We start from the raw sequence: 14,683 nt of genomic DNA on the forward strand, positions 1-14,683 counted from the left end.
CGCGGCACAGGGCAATACCGAACAGACGGGAAAGCGAAATCGAAACGGCGCTAGCGGCGTGGCCGATACAGTTCGCGCCAGGCGGGAAGCCGATCGGCATAGGCATCGACGAGCACGCGATCAGGCTCGAACGTCTCGACGCGTCGCGGCGGCGTGCAGACGGCGTCGATTGCCTCACCCGTGACAGCAAGACGCCCCAATCTTGCCGCACCGAACGCCGCGCCGGTTTCACCTTCGGCAAAGCGATGGATCGGAACATTCAGAACGCTTGCCAGCACCGACAACCAGAACCGGGACCGTGAACCGCCTCCGATGGCATCGGCTTCCGCGACCGCAATGCCGGCATCCGCGAGCACGTCGCGGCAATCCGCGAGCGCGAAGGCAACGCCCTCGAGCACGGCCTGCACGATCGCCTCGCGATCGGTGCCGTGGCTCAAGCCATCGAGCATGCCGCGCACGGCAGGATCGTCGTGCGGTGTCCGCTCACCCGCCAGGTAAGGCAGGAAGCTCACCGGCGAGGGCATCTGCGGGCGCGACCCAAGCGGTGCCAGCAATTCCGCCTCGGCAATGCCGAACAAGCGCGAAATCCAGGCAAGACAGGAGGCCGCGGAGAGAATCGCGCCAGCCTGAATCCACATTGCGGGAATGGCGTGGCAGAACGTATGCACCCCGCGATCCGGGTTGGCGGCGATCCTGCTCGTCGGCACCAGCAAGGCGCCCGAGGTTCCCAGCGAGATGAACGCGGTTCCCGCCCTGATCGCGCCAATGCCGACGGCACCCGCCGGATTATCACCCGCACCGCCCGCGAAGGTCGGCCGTCTGACCATGCCCCAGCGTTGCGCGAGCTCGCTGCGCAATGTTGCCGCGGGCGCGCAGCCCTCGACCAGTCGCGGCATGTGATCGCGCGACAGGCCGGTCGCGGCCAGTGCTGCATCCGACCAGTCCCTGCGCGCGGCGTCGAGCCACAGCGAGCCCGATGCGTCCGAGACATCCTCGACGGCTTCGCCCGTCAGGACCAGGCGCAAATAGGCCTTCGGAAGCAGGACGCGTTTCGTCGCGGCAAAAACCTCGGGCTCGTGCGTCGCAATCCAGAGCAGCTTTGGCGCGGTGAATCCGGGCATCGCCTTGTTGCCCGTCGTCGCGCGCAAGGCGGGCCAGCGTTGCTCCAGGATGCGGCACTCGGCGACGGACCGCCCGTCGTTCCAGAGGATACAAGGCCGCAGCGGTCTTGCGCTCGCGTCGAGCAGCGTGGCGCCATGCATCTGGCCCGACAGTCCGATGCCTTCGACCACGGCCAACGCGCCGGCATGCGTCGCCTTCAAGGCATCCAGCGTGGCGAAGGTCGCCTCGACCCACTGCGCGGGATCCTGCTCGGAGTAGCCGGGCCGCGGCGAAGCGGTCGCGAGCGGCCGGCTTTCGCTGGCAATCACGCGCTGCGCGGAGTCGACGAGAACGGTCTTGACCGCCGAGGTGCCGAGATCGATGCCGAGATACATGGATGCGTACAATTGCCGACGCCGGATGGACGACGGCGGTCGGATAGCCCAATCAATCCAAGAAGCCTGATCGCGTCAAGGCAGGCTCTGCCATTCGTCGATCTCCAGGCTGAAAGAGCCGCAGAGCCGCCCCGCTTACCTGCGAGGTAATCGAATTCGGCGTCGCTGCGGCGCATCTTCCCTAGCACAGGAGATGACCATGATCGCGCTGCTGCTCTACCGGACCGTTGCAGACCACCTTGTTCCCTGGGCCATGGCGCTCGCCACCCGCATGCTGGCGCGCAGCCTCAACATGCCCGAGCCGCTGGTGCATTCGACCGGCGACTATGTGGTCGCACAGGTGCTCGCCTTCGAGCACGGCGTCGGCAGGAGCCTCTGCCCGTTCCGCATCGCCCGCCTGCTCCGCGCCTGGTGGCGCAGACTGCGCTGAATTCCCCCCCCCAAGATTCCACCCCCAAGCCCAACCCAAGCAAGGAGACCTACGATGATTGACGCATCCACCTTCCTGCGCCGCGCCCTGCTCGCCGACGCGATCTTCAGCGGCGTGGCCGCCCTTGGCTTCACTTTCGGCGCAGGCGCCTTCGCAACGTTGTTCAACCTGCCCGAAGCGCTGCTGCGCGAGACCGGCCTGTTCCTGATCGCCTACACCGCGCTGGTCGGCTGGCTTGCCGCGCGCGCCGCGGTGCCGAAGCCGCTCGTCCTGCTCGTCGTGGTCGGCAACGCGGCCTGGACGGTCGGCAGCATCGCGCTGCTGCTCTCGGGCGCGGTCTCGCCGAACATCGCGGGCGAGCTCATGGTCGTGGCCCAGGCGATCGCCACCGGCGTGTTCGCCGAGCTGCAATATGTGGGATTGCGGAAGAGCGGGCGCGTCGTGGCGGCGTGAGGCCGCATCTGCTGCTGTCGTCGCCCGGTTTAGCCGGGCGACCCAGTATTCCAGAGACGCCTGAGGGATATGGAGAAGCCGCGGCGTACTGGATGCCCCGCTTTCGCGGGGCATGACACCGCGATGAACGGCTACGCCCGCGCGCTGCCGTTGGCCTTGCCGACGGCGTGGCCGTTGAGCTTCTTCTTTTTGACGGCCTTGGCGCCTGCCTTCTTGGCCTTGGCTTCCGTGCGCGCCTTCACCTTGGCGCGTTCGGCCCGCTCCTCGGCGCGCAGCTTCTTGCGCTTGGTCTCGCAGGAGGCGCATTTGCAGCCGATCGGCTTCAGATAGGCTTTGAAGTAGTCGGTGCCGTAATCGTAGTTGATCTCGTCGCCCGGCTCGATGTTCTTGATGGCGCGGATGAAGACCTTGCGCTCGCGCGGGCGAACGTCGGACTCGGCGTTGGGCCGGCAGGAATGGTTGATGTAGCGGGCGAGGTTCTTGCGCACCGAGCCGTCGATGGTCCAGCGGCCGTTGAGCTCGAACAGATATTTGTTCTCGATCTCGTCGTGCGCAGGGATCCGCGAGTCCAGGATCGGTCCGAAATAACGGATGATCCGGGTCCCCTTCTTGATCGGTTTGGTGGCGAAGAGGCCGAGCCCGGTCTTGGAGCGGCCGACGCGATAAGGTTTGTTCGACGAAATGGCTGGCATGATCTGGAGAACGAGGACGCGAACAAGGCCGGACGGGCCCAAGCGAAGCCGCTCTTCTAGAACGATTCCGCGCCGCTGTCAGGTCTCAGGTAGGCCTGTTTGAACCTTGCCCACAATCAAGACGTCTGATGGTACGGAGTTCCCGATGCATCAAAGCCTCATGATGACCCGCATCACCACAACGTGTCTGGCCGTGTTGCTGATGTGCACCGTCCTTGGTGGCGCAAACGCCCAATCCGTGGGCAGCACGTACACTTCGACGGCGCCCAAGGACTGCCGCCAGCTCGGAAAGCCCAGCGAGCTCGACGGCAGCACGACGCGTATGTGTCCCGGCAAAGATGGCCTGATGGTGCTGATCGCCGAGGACGATCTTCGCGAGATCGTCTCGGTCGGGCGCAATCGCAAGGAAGCGGCCGAGGAACCGGCGGCCAAGATCTGGTTCGCCCCGTTCAATTCATCCGAGACCACCGTCGAGTGGCGCGCCGCCGGCCAAAAGCCGTTTGCGATCATCCAGCGCTGGCACATCGCCGACGGCACCGATCCCGACAAGCAGGGGCGGCCGAACACCAAGGCCATGCTGGTCGTCACGCGGCTGCCGCCGGGCCCGGTCTGCCACGTCGCCTATGTCGATGCGATCGCCAACCCGAACGCCAATGAGCTCGCACGCAAGGCCGCGGACGATTTTGCCCGCGGCTTCACCTGCTGCAAGGACGAGGTGAAGGTCATCGGCACGCGCGGCCGCGCCGTCGAGCTCGCGACGATGCGGTAGGGGCTGCGCCCGATCGAAGGCGCTATGTCGGCAACTTCGCTGTAATCGGCGCCGTCAGCATCACCTCAAGCAGCCGTTCGGCCGTCGTCCCCTCGGGCAGCCGCTCCAAAATATCCTTGAGCCGTCCGTCGAGCAGCAGGGTGGTGAAGCCGTGCACCATCGACCAAGCGCGCGCGATCGCGGCGCCCTGGTCGAGCGTCAGCGCGTCGCCGCTGATCTGCTCCTGCCGCATCGCGCCGATGGCGTTGGCAAGTCCGGCGAAGGAGGCTTCGGCAGCCTCGTGCAGCGAGGGCCTGGAATAGTCGAGCCGCTCGGTGCGGAACATGATGCCGTACATGCCGGGATGGGCCTGCGCATAGGCGACATAGGCTTTCGGCCGCGCCAGCGCGCGCGCGAGCGGCGTGGTCGCGGTGTCGCAGGCTGACGCCATCGCCGCGTTGAACTGGCGGAAGCCGACGGCCGCGAGCTCGCTGAGAAGGCCGGTGAGATCGCCGAAATGATGGGTCGGCGCAGCATGCGATACACCCGCCTCGCGCGCCACCGCGCGCAACGTCAGGCCCGCAAGCCCGTCGCGCTCCAGCACCCGTTCGGCGGCCTGGAGCAGCGCCTCGCGCAGCGCGCCGTGATGATACGGCGCCTCCGTCTTCGCACTCGCCGCACGGCGCACCGGGCGCGATGCCGCGGTCGACGTCGTTCTTCTGGGGGCACGCGAGCTTCGCGCCGTTTCGCCTTTGGTGTCGGTCTTGGCCATTTGCAAGCTATATGACGCAATATTGACAGTGTAAAGATTTCACTTGACCAGAACTGCCGACGCGGCTAATTGATCTTTACGATGTAAAGATAAGGGGCACGCCGTGCAGCACGACGCCATCGCCGAGCGCCGCAACAATATCGCGCCGATTCCATTCGAGGCCGACGCGCCCTTCCTCAAGATCATCGGCGAATTGCCGCGCGAGCTGAACGGCACGCTCTTTCGCAACGGCCCCAATCCGCAATTCGACGCGCCCGGCGCGCACTGGTTCGTCGGCGACGGCATGCTGCACGCCTTCCACCTCGAGAATGGCCGCGCCAGCTACCGCAACCGCTGGGTCCGCACGCCGAAATGGCTCGCCGAGCACGACGCCGGCCGCGCTTTGTTCGGCGGCTTCGGCCGCAAGCTGCCGGATGCCCCACCTGATCTCACCGACGGCGGCGTCGCCAACACCAACATCATCTTCCATGCCGGCAAGCTGCTGGCGCTGGAAGAAGCGCATCTGCCGACCGAGATCGAGCCGGGCACGCTGGCCACGCGCGGCTATCACAACTATCGGGGCCGCGTCGCCGGCAGCTTCACGGCGCATCCGAAGGTCGATCCCGTCACCGGCGAGATGCTGTTCTTCGGTTACAACGCCGCGGGACCGCTGACGCCTGCCCTCTCCTACGGATCGATCGATGCCGCCGGCAAGGCGACGCGGTTCGAACGTTTCGAGGCGCCCTATGCCAGCATGGTGCACGACTTCATCGTCACCGCGAACCATGTGCTGTTTCCGATCCTCCCCATCGCCGGCAGCATCGAGCGCGCGATGAGCGGACGGCCGCCCTATGCCTGGGAGCCGGACAAGGGCGCCTATGTCGGCGTGATGAAGCGCAACGGCACGGCCAAGGACATCGTCTGGTTTCGCGGCGAAGCCTGCTACGTCTTCCACGTCATGAACGCGTGGGAGGACAATGGCCGCATCATCGCCGACGTCATGCAGTTCGAGGAGGCGCCGCTGTTCCCGCATCCCGACGGCCGGCCGACCGATCCGGAGAAATCGCGCGCCCGCCATTGCCGCTGGACCTTCGATCTCTCGGGGAATACCGATCGCTTCCAGCAGACGTACCTGGACGACCTCACCGGCGAATTCCCGCGCATCGACGATCGCCGCGCCGGGCTGAAGAGCCGTCACGGCTGGTACGCCTGCGCCAATCCAAAACTACCGATGTTCGGCGCGCTGTCCGGCATCGTCCATGTCGACGGCAATGGCCGGCGGCTCGGCCACTATCTGCTGCCGGCCGGCGACACCATCTCCGAGCCGGTCTTCGTCGAGCGGTCGAGCGATGCAGCCGAAGGCGACGGCTGGCTGCTCGCCGTGGTGTGGCGCGCGCGGGAGAACCGCAGCGACCTCGCCGTGTTCAATGCCACCGACATCGAGGCCGGCCCCGCCGCATTGGTGCAGCTCGGCCACCGCGTGCCCGACGGCTTTCACGGCAATTGGGTGGGAGCGGCATAGCCGTCATTCCGGGGTGCGACGAAGTCGCGAACCCGGAATCCATTTCTGCGGCTCGACGGATCCTCAAACACGCAATTGCGCATCGTAGCTCGACGCTTCGCGTGCCCCGGAATGACGGAAAGAGGAGTTTCCCATGCACATGCCCTCGATCACCGCCGACTGTCTCGCCGTCCTCGCCCTGGCCTGCGCCGCGCTCGCACTCTGGATGACCTGGCTGTGGCGGGGAAGCCATGGCACCTTCAACGGCGGCATCTTGCTCTCCGCCGGCTTCATGACCGGCTGCGCGCTGCCGCTCCTGCCCTGGGCGGAATTGGCCGCGGAGGCATCGGACCAAGTCGTTGCAGGCCTTCATCTTTTGGAGGTCGCCTACGTGATTTTGACACTGTAAAGATATTGCTTGACCCACGCGCGCCCCTGAAGTAGGAATCTTTCCATTGTAAAGATCGGTTCGCCGAGGCGGCCCATGACGATTTTCCTGATCCTCGCGCCCTACGGCGCCTACACTTTCCTGATGCTGGTGACGTCGGCCACGGTCAGCGTCTTCGCGGCCTCCGCGATCTGCCTCGCCACCGTGGCCATCGACGTGGCGCAGGGCCGCTCGGTGAAGATCCTGGCTGCGGGCTCCGCGATCGAGTTCGCCGCGATCGGCCTCTACCTCGCGCTGATCGACCCCGCGCTCGGCACGCTCGGCATCAAGCTGTCGGTCGATGTCGGGATCTTCGTCATCTCGCTCGGCTCGATGCTGGTCCGCCGTCCCTTCACCCTGCAATATGCGATCGAATCGGTCCCGGCCGAGACCGCGGCGATGCCCGGCTTTCTCTATGCCAATTACGTCATCACCGGCGCTTGGACCGCGGCGGCGCTGCTGATGGCAGCCGCCAATCTCGTGCTACTCTATGTCCCGGGCCTGCCGCTCTGGTCGAGCCTTGCGGTCGCCTTCGCCGCCCGCAACAGCGCGATCTACTTCACAAAATGGTATCCCGAGTATCGCCAGATCAAGTACGGTACGCCGGCCGCCGCGCTGCCCAACGCCCGCTGAACAGGATCGACGATGAAGGACGTATTCGCCCGCCTCGCCTCCGACTTCCTCTCCGCCATCGTCTTCCTTGTCGTCTACCTCATCACCGACAACGTCGTCCTGGCAACGTCGGTGGCGATTGCCGGTGCGATCGCGCAGGTGATCTACGCCCGCGTCAAGGGGCAGCAGCTCAACTACATGACCTATGCAAGCCTCGCGCTCGTCGTCGTGCTGGGCACGGTCACGCTACTGACCAATGATCCCCGCTTCATGCTGGCAAAGCCCTCGATCGCGCATTTCGCGATCGGCGCCATCATGCTCAAGCGCGGCTGGATGCTGCGCTACATGCCGCCGATCGTCGCCGAGACCGTTCCGGAATATGTCACCGCTGCGGGCTATGCCTGGGCGGCGCTGATGTTCGTGATCGGAGCCGGCATGATCGCGGTCGCCGCTACGGGCGATCTGAAGCTGTGGGCGTTCTACATCACGGTGGTCGCGGGCGGCGCCAAGATCCTCGCCTTTGCCGTGCAGTATGTCGTGCTCCGGCTCATCGTCACCAGCCGCCGGCGCGCCGCGGCCCGCGCCTAAATGCCTCCAATGCAGCGTTAGGCAGGCGCGCCGAGTTGGGTTATAGGCTCGCTCAGGACTGGCCGCGGATCGTCGCGGCCCGCCGGGATTTGTTCGGGAGACGGGAATGGCCGTAGACGGCAACTGGAATCTGACCATGACGACGCCGATGGGCGAGCGCAACTCGACGCTCAGCCTGAAGGCCGCGGGCGGCACGCTCACGGGCGCGCAGGTTGCGGAAGGTAACTCCGCCGAGATCTTCGACGGCAGCGTCTCTGGCGACAACGTCTCCTGGAAAGTCTCGATCGACAAACCGATGCCGCTCACGCTCGAATTCAGCGGTACCGTCTCCGGCGACAGCATCAGCGGCGAGATGGGCATCGGCCCGATGGGCAGCTTCCCGTTCACGGGCGCGCGGGCGTAAGGCCACGCAGCCATGCGCGTGCTCCGTTTCATCGCGGCGGCGATGCTGTGCGTCGTCACACAAGCAGCGCGCGCGGATGACACCGAACCGGCGTGGCGCGCAAGCGCGCTCGCCATGGTGCCGGCGGGCTTTGTGGCCGGCACCGCCTATCGCACCGACGGCTCGACCGGTTACCTCGCCGTTTATCCGGCGACATCGAACGATCCGAAGACGCCCGCAAGCGTGTTCGCCGCACGCCAGGCGCTCGTGGTCACACTGACGCCGGATGCGACGCGCGCCGTCTCAGCCGAGCTGAAGCCGCGCACCGGGCCGGACCCGGACAACGACGACACCGATTTCGCAAAACTGCACGCCGATCTCGCCGCCAAGCGTTCGTCGCTGCTCGACGGCACCGAGCCCTGCGATCTCGGCGCCTGGTCGATCGACAAGGACCCTGATGGCCTCAACGTGCGCGCCGAGCCGTCAGTGAAGGCGCGTGTGCTCGGCACGCTGCCGCCACCCTATCGGCTAAGACTGGGCGGCGCCGAGAACACGCCCGACGGCGGCTGGCTGACCGAATTCCGCATCATCGGATTCAAGGACGGCTGGTTTCTGATCGAAGGCGCCAAGCCGCCGGGCAAGGACTACGAGGACGACAAGAGATATCCGCGCAGCGCGCCAAAGCCCTATGCCGGGCGCGGCTGGGTCGCCTCCAACAAGGTCGGCGCCGCCTACGCCAACGGCGCCACGCGCATGGGCGGGCTGTTCCAGGCGCCGTTCGTCGATGCCACATGGATGCCGGCCCAGCGCGAGCTCGGCGGCGCGATCGATACCGACGGCGGCCCCAAGCGCCTGCTCGCTTGCAGCGGTCTCTGGGGCCTCGTCGAGAGCCACGACGGCGTCCGCGGCTGGTGGCGCGCGCTGTGCTCCAACCAGGTCACGAATTGCAGTTGAACTCTTCCCCCTCGCTCCGCTTGCGGGGACGCGACGAGCTTCGCTCGCCCTGAGAGGGTTGGAGTGAGGGGGAGTCTCCGCGAGGACGGTGACAGTTGGACTCGTGGAGAGTCCCCCTCACCCGGACTTTGCGCGACGCGCAAAGTCCGACCTCTCCCCGCAAGCGGGGAGAGGTGAAGAGCTAGCCCAGATTCAACTCCTTGAAGAAGTCGTTCCCCTTGTCATCGATGATGATGAACGCCGGGAAATCCACGACTTCGATGCGCCAGATCGCTTCCATGCCGAGCTCGGGATATTCGAGCACCTCGACCTTCTTGATGCAATGCTCGGCGAGGTTCGCCGCGGCGCCGCCGATCGAGCCGAGATAGAAGCCGCCATATTTCTTGCAGGCCTCGCGCACGGCCGGCGCGCGGTTGCCCTTGGCCACCATCACCATGGAGCCGCCCGCGGCCTGGAACTGGTCGACGAAGGAATCCATGCGGCCCGCGGTGGTCGGACCGAATGCACCGGAGGCATAGCCCTCCGGCGTCTTGGCGGGGCCGGCGTAGTAGACCGGATGGTTCTTGAAGTAGTCCGGCAGCGGCTCGCCCTTCTCCAGCCGCTCGCGCAGCTTGGCATGGGCCGAGTCGCGCGCCACGATCATGGTGCCGGTCATCGAGACCCGCGTCTTGATCGGGTACTTCGAGAACGTCGCCAGGATGTCCTTCATCGGCTGGTTGAGGTCGATCTTGACGACCTCGCCGCCGAGCGCCTCTTCGACCTGCGGCAGGTATTGCGCCGGGTTGTGCTCGAGCTCCTCGAGATAGACGCCGTCCCTGGTGATCTTGCCGAGCACCTGGCGATCGGCCGAGCAGGACACGCCGAGCCCGATCGGGAGCGAGGCGCCATGGCGCGGCATGCGGATCACGCGGACGTCGTGGCAGAAATACTTGCCGCCGAACTGAGCGCCGACGCCGAGCGACTGCGTCATCTTGTGGATCTCTTTCTCCATCTCGACGTCGCGGAAGGCGTTGCCGTCGGGCGAGCCGTGGGTCGGCAGCGCGTCGAGATAGCGGGCCGACGCAAGCTTCACCGTCTTCATGCAGAGCTCGGCCGAAGTGCCGCCGATCACGATGGCGAGGTGATAGGGCGGGCACGCCGCGGTGCCGAGCGTGAGGATCTTTTCCTTCAGGAACGCGAGCAGGCGGTCCTTGGTCAGGACGGAAGGCGTCGCCTGGAACAGGAAGCTCTTGTTGGCGGAGCCGCCGCCCTTCGCCATGAACATGAACTTGTAGGCGTCGTCGCCCTCGGCGTAGATCTCGCACTGCGCCGGCATGTTATTGGCGGTGTTCTTCTCCTCGTACATCGAGAGCGGCGCGACCTGCGAGTAGCGCAGGTTGCGGCGCAGGTACGCATCGCGCGCGCCTTCCGACAGCGCCGCCTCGTCGTCACCGTCGGTGATGACGTTGCAGCCCTTCTTGCCCATGATGATCGCGGTGCCGGTGTCCTGGCACATCGGCAGCACGCCGCCGGCCGCGATGTTGGCGTTCTTCAAGAAGTCGAGCGCGACGAACTTGTCGTTCGGGCTCGCCTCGCCGTCCTCCAGGATCGCGCGAAGCTGCTTCAAATGGCCGGGGCGCAGGTAATGGTTGATGTCGCCGAAAGCCGCCTCCGACAGCGCCCGCAGCGCCTCGCGCGACACAACCAGCATGTCCTTGCCCAGGACCTTCTCGACCCGGACGCCCTCGGACGAAATCTTCTTGTAGGGCGTCTCGTCCTTGCCCAGCGGGAACAGCGGGGTGTGCTTGTAGGGCGGAACGGGCTTTGCGGGGTCGGGGAAGGCGGTGGGAGCGTTCATGGAGCGAATCTCGGGGTTTTGGAGCCCTCGCGCGGGCCCCTGGCATAGAAGCGTTCTAAGCTTTTTTGCCGTAAAGGGAAGGCGTTCCGGCGCGATCGGGGCATCCCGATTCGACGTCATGACGGTCCTTTTTCGGTCACCGTCGGCCGGACGCAGGTGGCGATGATCGTGCCCGGCAGGCCTTGCGTCCACCCCTTGCGCTCGGCGCGCGACGAAGGTTGAATGCGCGCCCTAAGGGGCTTTTCATCATGTTTTTCGAACCGAACGTCCGCGGCGCGATCCTGGTCGCCGCCGCCATCACCGGCCTTGTGACCCTCGCCTCGCCTGCCCGCGCGGACCAGTGCGATGACATCGCAAAGCAGCTTGCGAGCGGCATCGACAGGCTGAAGGTCAACTTCAAGGCCGCCAACATCATCTACCTCACCCACCCGGCGGCGAAGGAGCTCTCGCTCGGTTGCCGCGCGCAGGGGCAAAACTATTCCAACGAGCTCTATGCCAAGGGCGATCGCAAGCCGACGCCGCAGTTCTATGACCTCGTCGCGTCCGCGGCCGCGATCATCTTCACGGTGCCGAAGGACGACACCGCCAAAGGCGCAACGCGCTGCCTGAAGCGCATGGGCCTGCTCCGCGGCGACAAGGTGTCGATGCGCTTCAAGCGCCTCAACATGGATTGCTCGCGCACCAAGACGGAAGCCTCGATCGCGATCACGCGTCCGAAGGACGAGTAGGCCGGCGCGTCTGCCGCAGGCCTCGCGCTTTCCGCAGGCGCGACTCGCGTGTGTCGTAACGTCGCCCGCTGCATACTCCGTCATTGCGAGTCCCTCCGCGGAGACAGACTGGATTGCTTCGCTGCGCTCGCAATGACGGATGAGAGAGTTGGCGCCCGTTGAAATTGCACAATGACAGGCGCGAAGACGCCTCCCACCGCACCAGATCCCTCGCATTTTAACGATTGGCTTGAGGGAAATTTCGCTCCTCGCAGGACAGACTCAATTGTTTCCATGTGTGAGGATTTGTGGATGAGCGTTTCTACCGTTGCGCCGCCGCCGATCGCGATCGTGGTCCCGAGCTACGACACGACCAAGCAGCAGGACGATCAGGCCAAGACTGAGGATACCGACCCGACCTACAAGCCGCAGCCGCCCGTGCCGCTGCCGCCGGGTCAGGGCACGCGGATCGATCAGCTCGCCTGATCCGGCCTGCCGAAGTTGAAGCGCCCGATCCGGTCGATCGGGCTTTTCGCGTGTCCGGCCGCATCTTTGCCGGATAGCCGGGTCAATATGGCGTGGGATTGCCCCGGGACCTGCGCGCATGATCGCACGGCTCTTGTTGCAGAACACGGTCTTCGTCGTCGCGACGGGCGCGCTGCTGTTCGCGTCCGCCGGCACGCTGCAGTGGCCCGGCGCCTGGGTGATGCTGATCGCCTCCGCGCTACTCGGCCCGCTCTGCGGCTGGTGGCTCTACCGGCTTGATCCGGCGCTGCTCGCCGAGCGTCTCCGTCCGGTCATCCAGAAAGACCAGCCGCCCGCCGACAAGGCGTTCATCGCCGTGTTCGTGCTCGCGATACTGGCCTGGCTGGTCGCGATGGGCCTCGACCGGCGCCAGCTTGCCTCCGGCATGCCGCTCGCTTTGCAGGTCCTCGGCCTCGTGCTGTTCCTCGCCTCGACGCTGTTCACAATGTGGGTGTTCCGCGAAAACTCGTTCGCCGCGCCGGTGGTGAAGCTGCAAGCCGAACGCGCGCAGCACGTGATCTCGACGGGGCCCTACGCGCATGTGCGCCATCCCATGTACAGCGGCATGATCCTGTTCTTCGCCGGCGTCCCGCTGCTGCTGGGCTCGTGGTGGGGTCTTGCGATGGAGCCGCTCTTCCTCGCGCTGCTAGCAGTCCGTATCCGCATCGAGGAGCGCACGCTGCGCGAGGGCCTGCCGGGCTATGCCGACTATGCGATGCGGGTGCGCTACCGTCTGCTGCCCGGCGTGTGGTGAGCGCGCATCACTGTCCCGTGCAGGAGTCGAAACTCCTAGGAAAGCGCCTGCCCTCCTCCGATCGACTGACGTCGCCGCAACCGAACCCCGCTAGAGGGAGCCCGCATCCACGTGAACGGGAGACGCGACGATGTTCTGCAAGCCCCCCTGCCCTGACGAGCATGACCTCGCTCCCGCCCCTCATGATTCAAACGATCGATCTGGTCCGGAGCGTTCACAGATGCTCGGGAGCCACGACGCGTTCGGGCGATTGATCGCGCCCGAAACGGCCGGTCCGGAACGGGGGCTGCCGCCAGCCTCCCTCCGGACCGGCTAACTATCGAGCTCCTTGTAGCGCCGGAAGATGCCCTGCTCGTTGAAGGCAATGCGACGCTCGCTCGCAAGGTAGGCCTTGATGTTCGGTCGCGCGGCGACGCGGTCGTGCAGGCCGACGAGGCCCGGGATGTCTGCCTCGAACGCCTTCATGCGCCTGGGGAAGGCATAGCGCAGCCCGGCGACGATCTGGAACAGCGAGAGGTCGACATAGGTCAGCCGGCGGCCGGTGACGTAAGTGCCGCCATTGCCGGCGAGCAGCTGTTCGAAATAGCCGAGATATTTCGGCACGCGCTCGCTCCAGAACTCGGCCGTGCGCTTCTTCGCCGCAGGCCGCGCATCCTCGTAATAGAGCGAGGGCCCAAGTGGATGATGGGTGTCGTGAACCTCCAGCACGAGATCGGCGATGGTGAGCTGGAGCTGGTGCACCCAGAGTTTGCCTGCATCCGTCTGCGGCGCAAGGGCGTGGCGGGCGCCGAGATAGAGCAGGATGTTGGCGGTCTGGCCGATGACGAGCTTGCCGGCCTTGAGGAATGGCGGCGCGAAGGGCGGCGTGCCCTCATGCGCGTCCATCATCTTCATCATCGCAGCTGTTCCGCGCGGGCCGCGCGCAACGTCGACGTAGGCCGCACCCGCCTCCTCCAGCGCCAGCCGCACATATTCGCCGCGGCCCTGAATCTCGGGCCAGTAGTAAAGCTCGTACTTCATGGAAACAGTCCGTGATTGCGTTGCGGCAAGTGTAGCACGCAACCACGAACTCGATGACGGTGGACGGTGTTCCGCGCCTCAATTCGCCGCGAAGCAATACAGCAGCCCGTCGCCACCCGTGCTCTTCAAATCGGCCTGCGAGCAGCCGCCATCGGGACCGCGCGAGGGGTGCGAGCTGTTCCACGATTTCGACGGCTCGTCGTCACGCAGGCCCCGCCGGTCGGCATGGCCGACCACCGCAGTACCTTGCGTGCTGGACGACCAGTTCTTGCAGGTCTTGTCGTCGCCGGCGGCAAATGCGGTGCCGTCGGGTTGCGTCCCCGTGAGAATGTCGTGGCGGTTCGGCGTATCGCCGACTCCGTTGGAGACCTCACCCTTCTCGCTGAGCGCCGTCTGCTTGGTCAGGTTGTTGGCGGGGCCATGAAGCTCGGCAACATCCTTGGCGATGACCGCGCCCTTCGCATTCTGCCACGGCCCCTTGCCGATGCGGTCGCGCGCGTTGACGGCCGGCTTGCCGTCGGCGGCCTGGGTCGAGAGATAGGCGCGCCAGGTTTTGGCGCCGGCGCCGACGGCCTGAGCGAGCTTCTGGCAGTGCGCATCGGCCCCTTCCAGGCCGCCGAGATCGGCACCCTTGCCCGGCCCGCTCGAGGTCACGAAGAAGGTCATATCGGCTGACTGCGCCAGCACCGATGGACTTGCGAAGACCGCGAGCGCAGCGCCTGCTGGTACGATGACTCTGGCAATAAAGTTCATCCTATCCTCCCGTTTGGTCCTGCGATTGCTCTTGGCTGGCCCGTCTTTGACCC

The 14,683-nt window shown here is 65.8% G+C and carries 18 protein-coding genes; 12 read left to right on the top strand and 6 right to left on the bottom strand.

Features of this window, described 5'->3' with window-relative positions; genetic code table 11:
• Positions 1-50 precede the first annotated feature (50 nt).
• Positions 51-1,496, bottom strand: coding sequence for a xylulokinase (xylB, locus tag AAFG50_RS28780; RefSeq protein WP_028173318.1), 1,446 nt, complete (start codon positions 1,494-1,496; stop codon positions 51-53).
• Between the two features lie 199 nt (positions 1,497-1,695).
• On the opposite strand from xylB, the gene AAFG50_RS28785 reads away from it, so the two are divergent.
• A complete protein-coding gene (locus AAFG50_RS28785) occupies positions 1,696-1,926 on the top strand; it encodes a hypothetical protein (protein WP_080668125.1) in 231 nt (76 codons plus the stop codon).
• A gap of 54 nt (positions 1,927-1,980) precedes the next feature.
• Positions 1,981-2,379 carry a hypothetical protein gene (locus AAFG50_RS28790; RefSeq protein WP_028173316.1) on the top strand — a complete coding sequence of 133 codons (399 nt, stop codon included), beginning with the start codon at positions 1,981-1,983 and terminating at the stop codon, positions 2,377-2,379.
• A gap of 131 nt (positions 2,380-2,510) precedes the next feature.
• Here AAFG50_RS28790 and AAFG50_RS28795 read toward each other — a convergent pair whose 3' ends face one another.
• Positions 2,511-3,071, bottom strand: coding sequence for an SET domain-containing protein (locus AAFG50_RS28795; protein WP_011088531.1), 561 nt, complete (start codon positions 3,069-3,071; stop codon positions 2,511-2,513).
• A 145-nt stretch (positions 3,072-3,216) separates the two neighbouring features.
• On the opposite strand from AAFG50_RS28795, the gene AAFG50_RS28800 reads away from it, so the two are divergent.
• Positions 3,217-3,840 (top strand): hypothetical protein, encoded by a 624-nt coding sequence (locus tag AAFG50_RS28800; RefSeq protein ID WP_074076767.1) that lies wholly within the window; start codon positions 3,217-3,219, stop codon positions 3,838-3,840.
• Between the two features lie 22 nt (positions 3,841-3,862).
• Here the strand turns inward: AAFG50_RS28800 and AAFG50_RS28805 are convergent, their stop codons facing one another.
• Positions 3,863-4,591 (bottom strand): TetR-like C-terminal domain-containing protein, encoded by a 729-nt coding sequence (locus AAFG50_RS28805; RefSeq protein WP_028173314.1) that lies wholly within the window; start codon positions 4,589-4,591, stop codon positions 3,863-3,865.
• Between the two features lie 103 nt (positions 4,592-4,694).
• Between AAFG50_RS28805 and AAFG50_RS28810 the strand changes: the two genes are divergently transcribed.
• The 6 genes from AAFG50_RS28810 to AAFG50_RS28835 all read left to right on the top strand — a co-directional run bounded on the left by AAFG50_RS28810 (position 4,695) and on the right by AAFG50_RS28835 (position 9,034).
• Complete coding sequence (locus tag AAFG50_RS28810; RefSeq protein ID WP_028173313.1) at positions 4,695-6,092, top strand: carotenoid oxygenase family protein; 1,398 nt, start codon at positions 4,695-4,697, stop codon at positions 6,090-6,092.
• Between the two features lie 133 nt (positions 6,093-6,225).
• Positions 6,226-6,480 carry a hypothetical protein gene (locus AAFG50_RS28815; protein ID WP_028173312.1) on the top strand — a complete coding sequence of 85 codons (255 nt, stop codon included), beginning with the start codon at positions 6,226-6,228 and terminating at the stop codon, positions 6,478-6,480.
• A gap of 75 nt (positions 6,481-6,555) precedes the next feature.
• Positions 6,556-7,131 (top strand): hypothetical protein, encoded by a 576-nt coding sequence (locus tag AAFG50_RS28820; RefSeq protein ID WP_028173311.1) that lies wholly within the window; start codon positions 6,556-6,558, stop codon positions 7,129-7,131.
• 12 nt (positions 7,132-7,143) lie between these two features.
• Positions 7,144-7,698 (top strand): septation protein IspZ, encoded by a 555-nt coding sequence (locus AAFG50_RS28825; protein ID WP_011088537.1) that lies wholly within the window; start codon positions 7,144-7,146, stop codon positions 7,696-7,698.
• A 106-nt stretch (positions 7,699-7,804) separates the two neighbouring features.
• Positions 7,805-8,101 (top strand): hypothetical protein, encoded by a 297-nt coding sequence (locus AAFG50_RS28830; protein ID WP_011088538.1) that lies wholly within the window; start codon positions 7,805-7,807, stop codon positions 8,099-8,101.
• Positions 8,102-8,113: 12 nt separating this feature from the next.
• Entirely contained in the window at positions 8,114-9,034 is a 921-nt protein-coding gene (locus AAFG50_RS28835; RefSeq protein WP_028173310.1) for a hypothetical protein, read from the top strand.
• A gap of 181 nt (positions 9,035-9,215) precedes the next feature.
• Here the strand turns inward: AAFG50_RS28835 and AAFG50_RS28840 are convergent, their stop codons facing one another.
• Positions 9,216-10,871 carry a fumarate hydratase gene (locus tag AAFG50_RS28840; protein WP_028173309.1) on the bottom strand — a complete coding sequence of 552 codons (1,656 nt, stop codon included), beginning with the start codon at positions 10,869-10,871 and terminating at the stop codon, positions 9,216-9,218.
• A 248-nt stretch (positions 10,872-11,119) separates the two neighbouring features.
• Here AAFG50_RS28840 and AAFG50_RS28845 point away from each other — a divergent pair, with 248 nt between their 5' ends.
• The 3 genes from AAFG50_RS28845 to AAFG50_RS28855 all read left to right on the top strand — a co-directional run bounded on the left by AAFG50_RS28845 (position 11,120) and on the right by AAFG50_RS28855 (position 12,857).
• Positions 11,120-11,599, top strand: a complete 480-nt coding sequence (locus tag AAFG50_RS28845; protein WP_028173308.1) for a hypothetical protein — start codon at positions 11,120-11,122, stop codon at positions 11,597-11,599.
• Between the two features lie 291 nt (positions 11,600-11,890).
• Positions 11,891-12,064 (top strand): hypothetical protein, encoded by a 174-nt coding sequence (locus AAFG50_RS28850; RefSeq protein WP_166465998.1) that lies wholly within the window; start codon positions 11,891-11,893, stop codon positions 12,062-12,064.
• 118 nt (positions 12,065-12,182) lie between these two features.
• Complete coding sequence (locus tag AAFG50_RS28855) at positions 12,183-12,857, top strand: isoprenylcysteine carboxylmethyltransferase family protein (protein WP_011088543.1); 675 nt, start codon at positions 12,183-12,185, stop codon at positions 12,855-12,857.
• A 312-nt stretch (positions 12,858-13,169) separates the two neighbouring features.
• Here AAFG50_RS28855 and AAFG50_RS28860 read toward each other — a convergent pair whose 3' ends face one another.
• Positions 13,170-13,877 (bottom strand): glutathione S-transferase, encoded by a 708-nt coding sequence (locus AAFG50_RS28860; protein WP_028173307.1) that lies wholly within the window; start codon positions 13,875-13,877, stop codon positions 13,170-13,172.
• A 78-nt stretch (positions 13,878-13,955) separates the two neighbouring features.
• The gene (locus tag AAFG50_RS28865; protein WP_028173306.1) at positions 13,956-14,630 is read right to left on the bottom strand and encodes a hypothetical protein; all 675 of its coding nucleotides are present in this window, start codon (positions 14,628-14,630) and stop codon (positions 13,956-13,958) included.
• Positions 14,631-14,683 lie beyond the last annotated feature (53 nt).

It is taken from the genome of Bradyrhizobium sp. B039 (assembly GCF_038965675.1).
In the GTDB taxonomy this organism is placed as follows: Bacteria; Pseudomonadota; Alphaproteobacteria; order Rhizobiales; family Xanthobacteraceae; genus Bradyrhizobium; species Bradyrhizobium diazoefficiens.

Excerpts from the sequence above, each read along its gene's own strand:
- AAFG50_RS28850 (WP_166465998.1), top strand. The coding sequence starts at position 11,891 with ATGAGCGTTTCTACCGTTGCGCCGCCGCCGATCGCGATCGTGGTCCCG.
- AAFG50_RS28845 (WP_028173308.1), top strand. The coding sequence starts at position 11,120 with ATGTTTTTCGAACCGAACGTCCGCGGCGCGATCCTGGTCGCCGCCGCC.
- AAFG50_RS28815 (WP_028173312.1), top strand. The coding sequence starts at position 6,226 with ATGCACATGCCCTCGATCACCGCCGACTGTCTCGCCGTCCTCGCCCTG.
- AAFG50_RS28785 (WP_080668125.1), top strand. The coding sequence starts at position 1,696 with ATGATCGCGCTGCTGCTCTACCGGACCGTTGCAGACCACCTTGTTCCC.
- AAFG50_RS28790 (WP_028173316.1), top strand. The coding sequence starts at position 1,981 with ATGATTGACGCATCCACCTTCCTGCGCCGCGCCCTGCTCGCCGACGCG.
- AAFG50_RS28835 (WP_028173310.1), top strand. The coding sequence starts at position 8,114 with ATGCGCGTGCTCCGTTTCATCGCGGCGGCGATGCTGTGCGTCGTCACA.
- xylB (WP_028173318.1), bottom strand. The coding sequence starts at position 1,496 with ATGTATCTCGGCATCGATCTCGGCACCTCGGCGGTCAAGACCGTTCTC.
- AAFG50_RS28825 (WP_011088537.1), top strand. The coding sequence starts at position 7,144 with ATGAAGGACGTATTCGCCCGCCTCGCCTCCGACTTCCTCTCCGCCATC.
- AAFG50_RS28840 (WP_028173309.1), bottom strand. The coding sequence starts at position 10,871 with ATGAACGCTCCCACCGCCTTCCCCGACCCCGCAAAGCCCGTTCCGCCC.
- AAFG50_RS28865 (WP_028173306.1), bottom strand. The coding sequence starts at position 14,630 with ATGAACTTTATTGCCAGAGTCATCGTACCAGCAGGCGCTGCGCTCGCG.
- AAFG50_RS28860 (WP_028173307.1), bottom strand. The coding sequence starts at position 13,877 with ATGAAGTACGAGCTTTACTACTGGCCCGAGATTCAGGGCCGCGGCGAA.
- AAFG50_RS28855 (WP_011088543.1), top strand. The coding sequence starts at position 12,183 with ATGATCGCACGGCTCTTGTTGCAGAACACGGTCTTCGTCGTCGCGACG.
- AAFG50_RS28820 (WP_028173311.1), top strand. The coding sequence starts at position 6,556 with ATGACGATTTTCCTGATCCTCGCGCCCTACGGCGCCTACACTTTCCTG.
- AAFG50_RS28795 (WP_011088531.1), bottom strand. The coding sequence starts at position 3,071 with ATGCCAGCCATTTCGTCGAACAAACCTTATCGCGTCGGCCGCTCCAAG.
- AAFG50_RS28805 (WP_028173314.1), bottom strand. The coding sequence starts at position 4,591 with ATGGCCAAGACCGACACCAAAGGCGAAACGGCGCGAAGCTCGCGTGCC.
- AAFG50_RS28800 (WP_074076767.1), top strand. The coding sequence starts at position 3,217 with ATGCATCAAAGCCTCATGATGACCCGCATCACCACAACGTGTCTGGCC.
- AAFG50_RS28830 (WP_011088538.1), top strand. The coding sequence starts at position 7,805 with ATGGCCGTAGACGGCAACTGGAATCTGACCATGACGACGCCGATGGGC.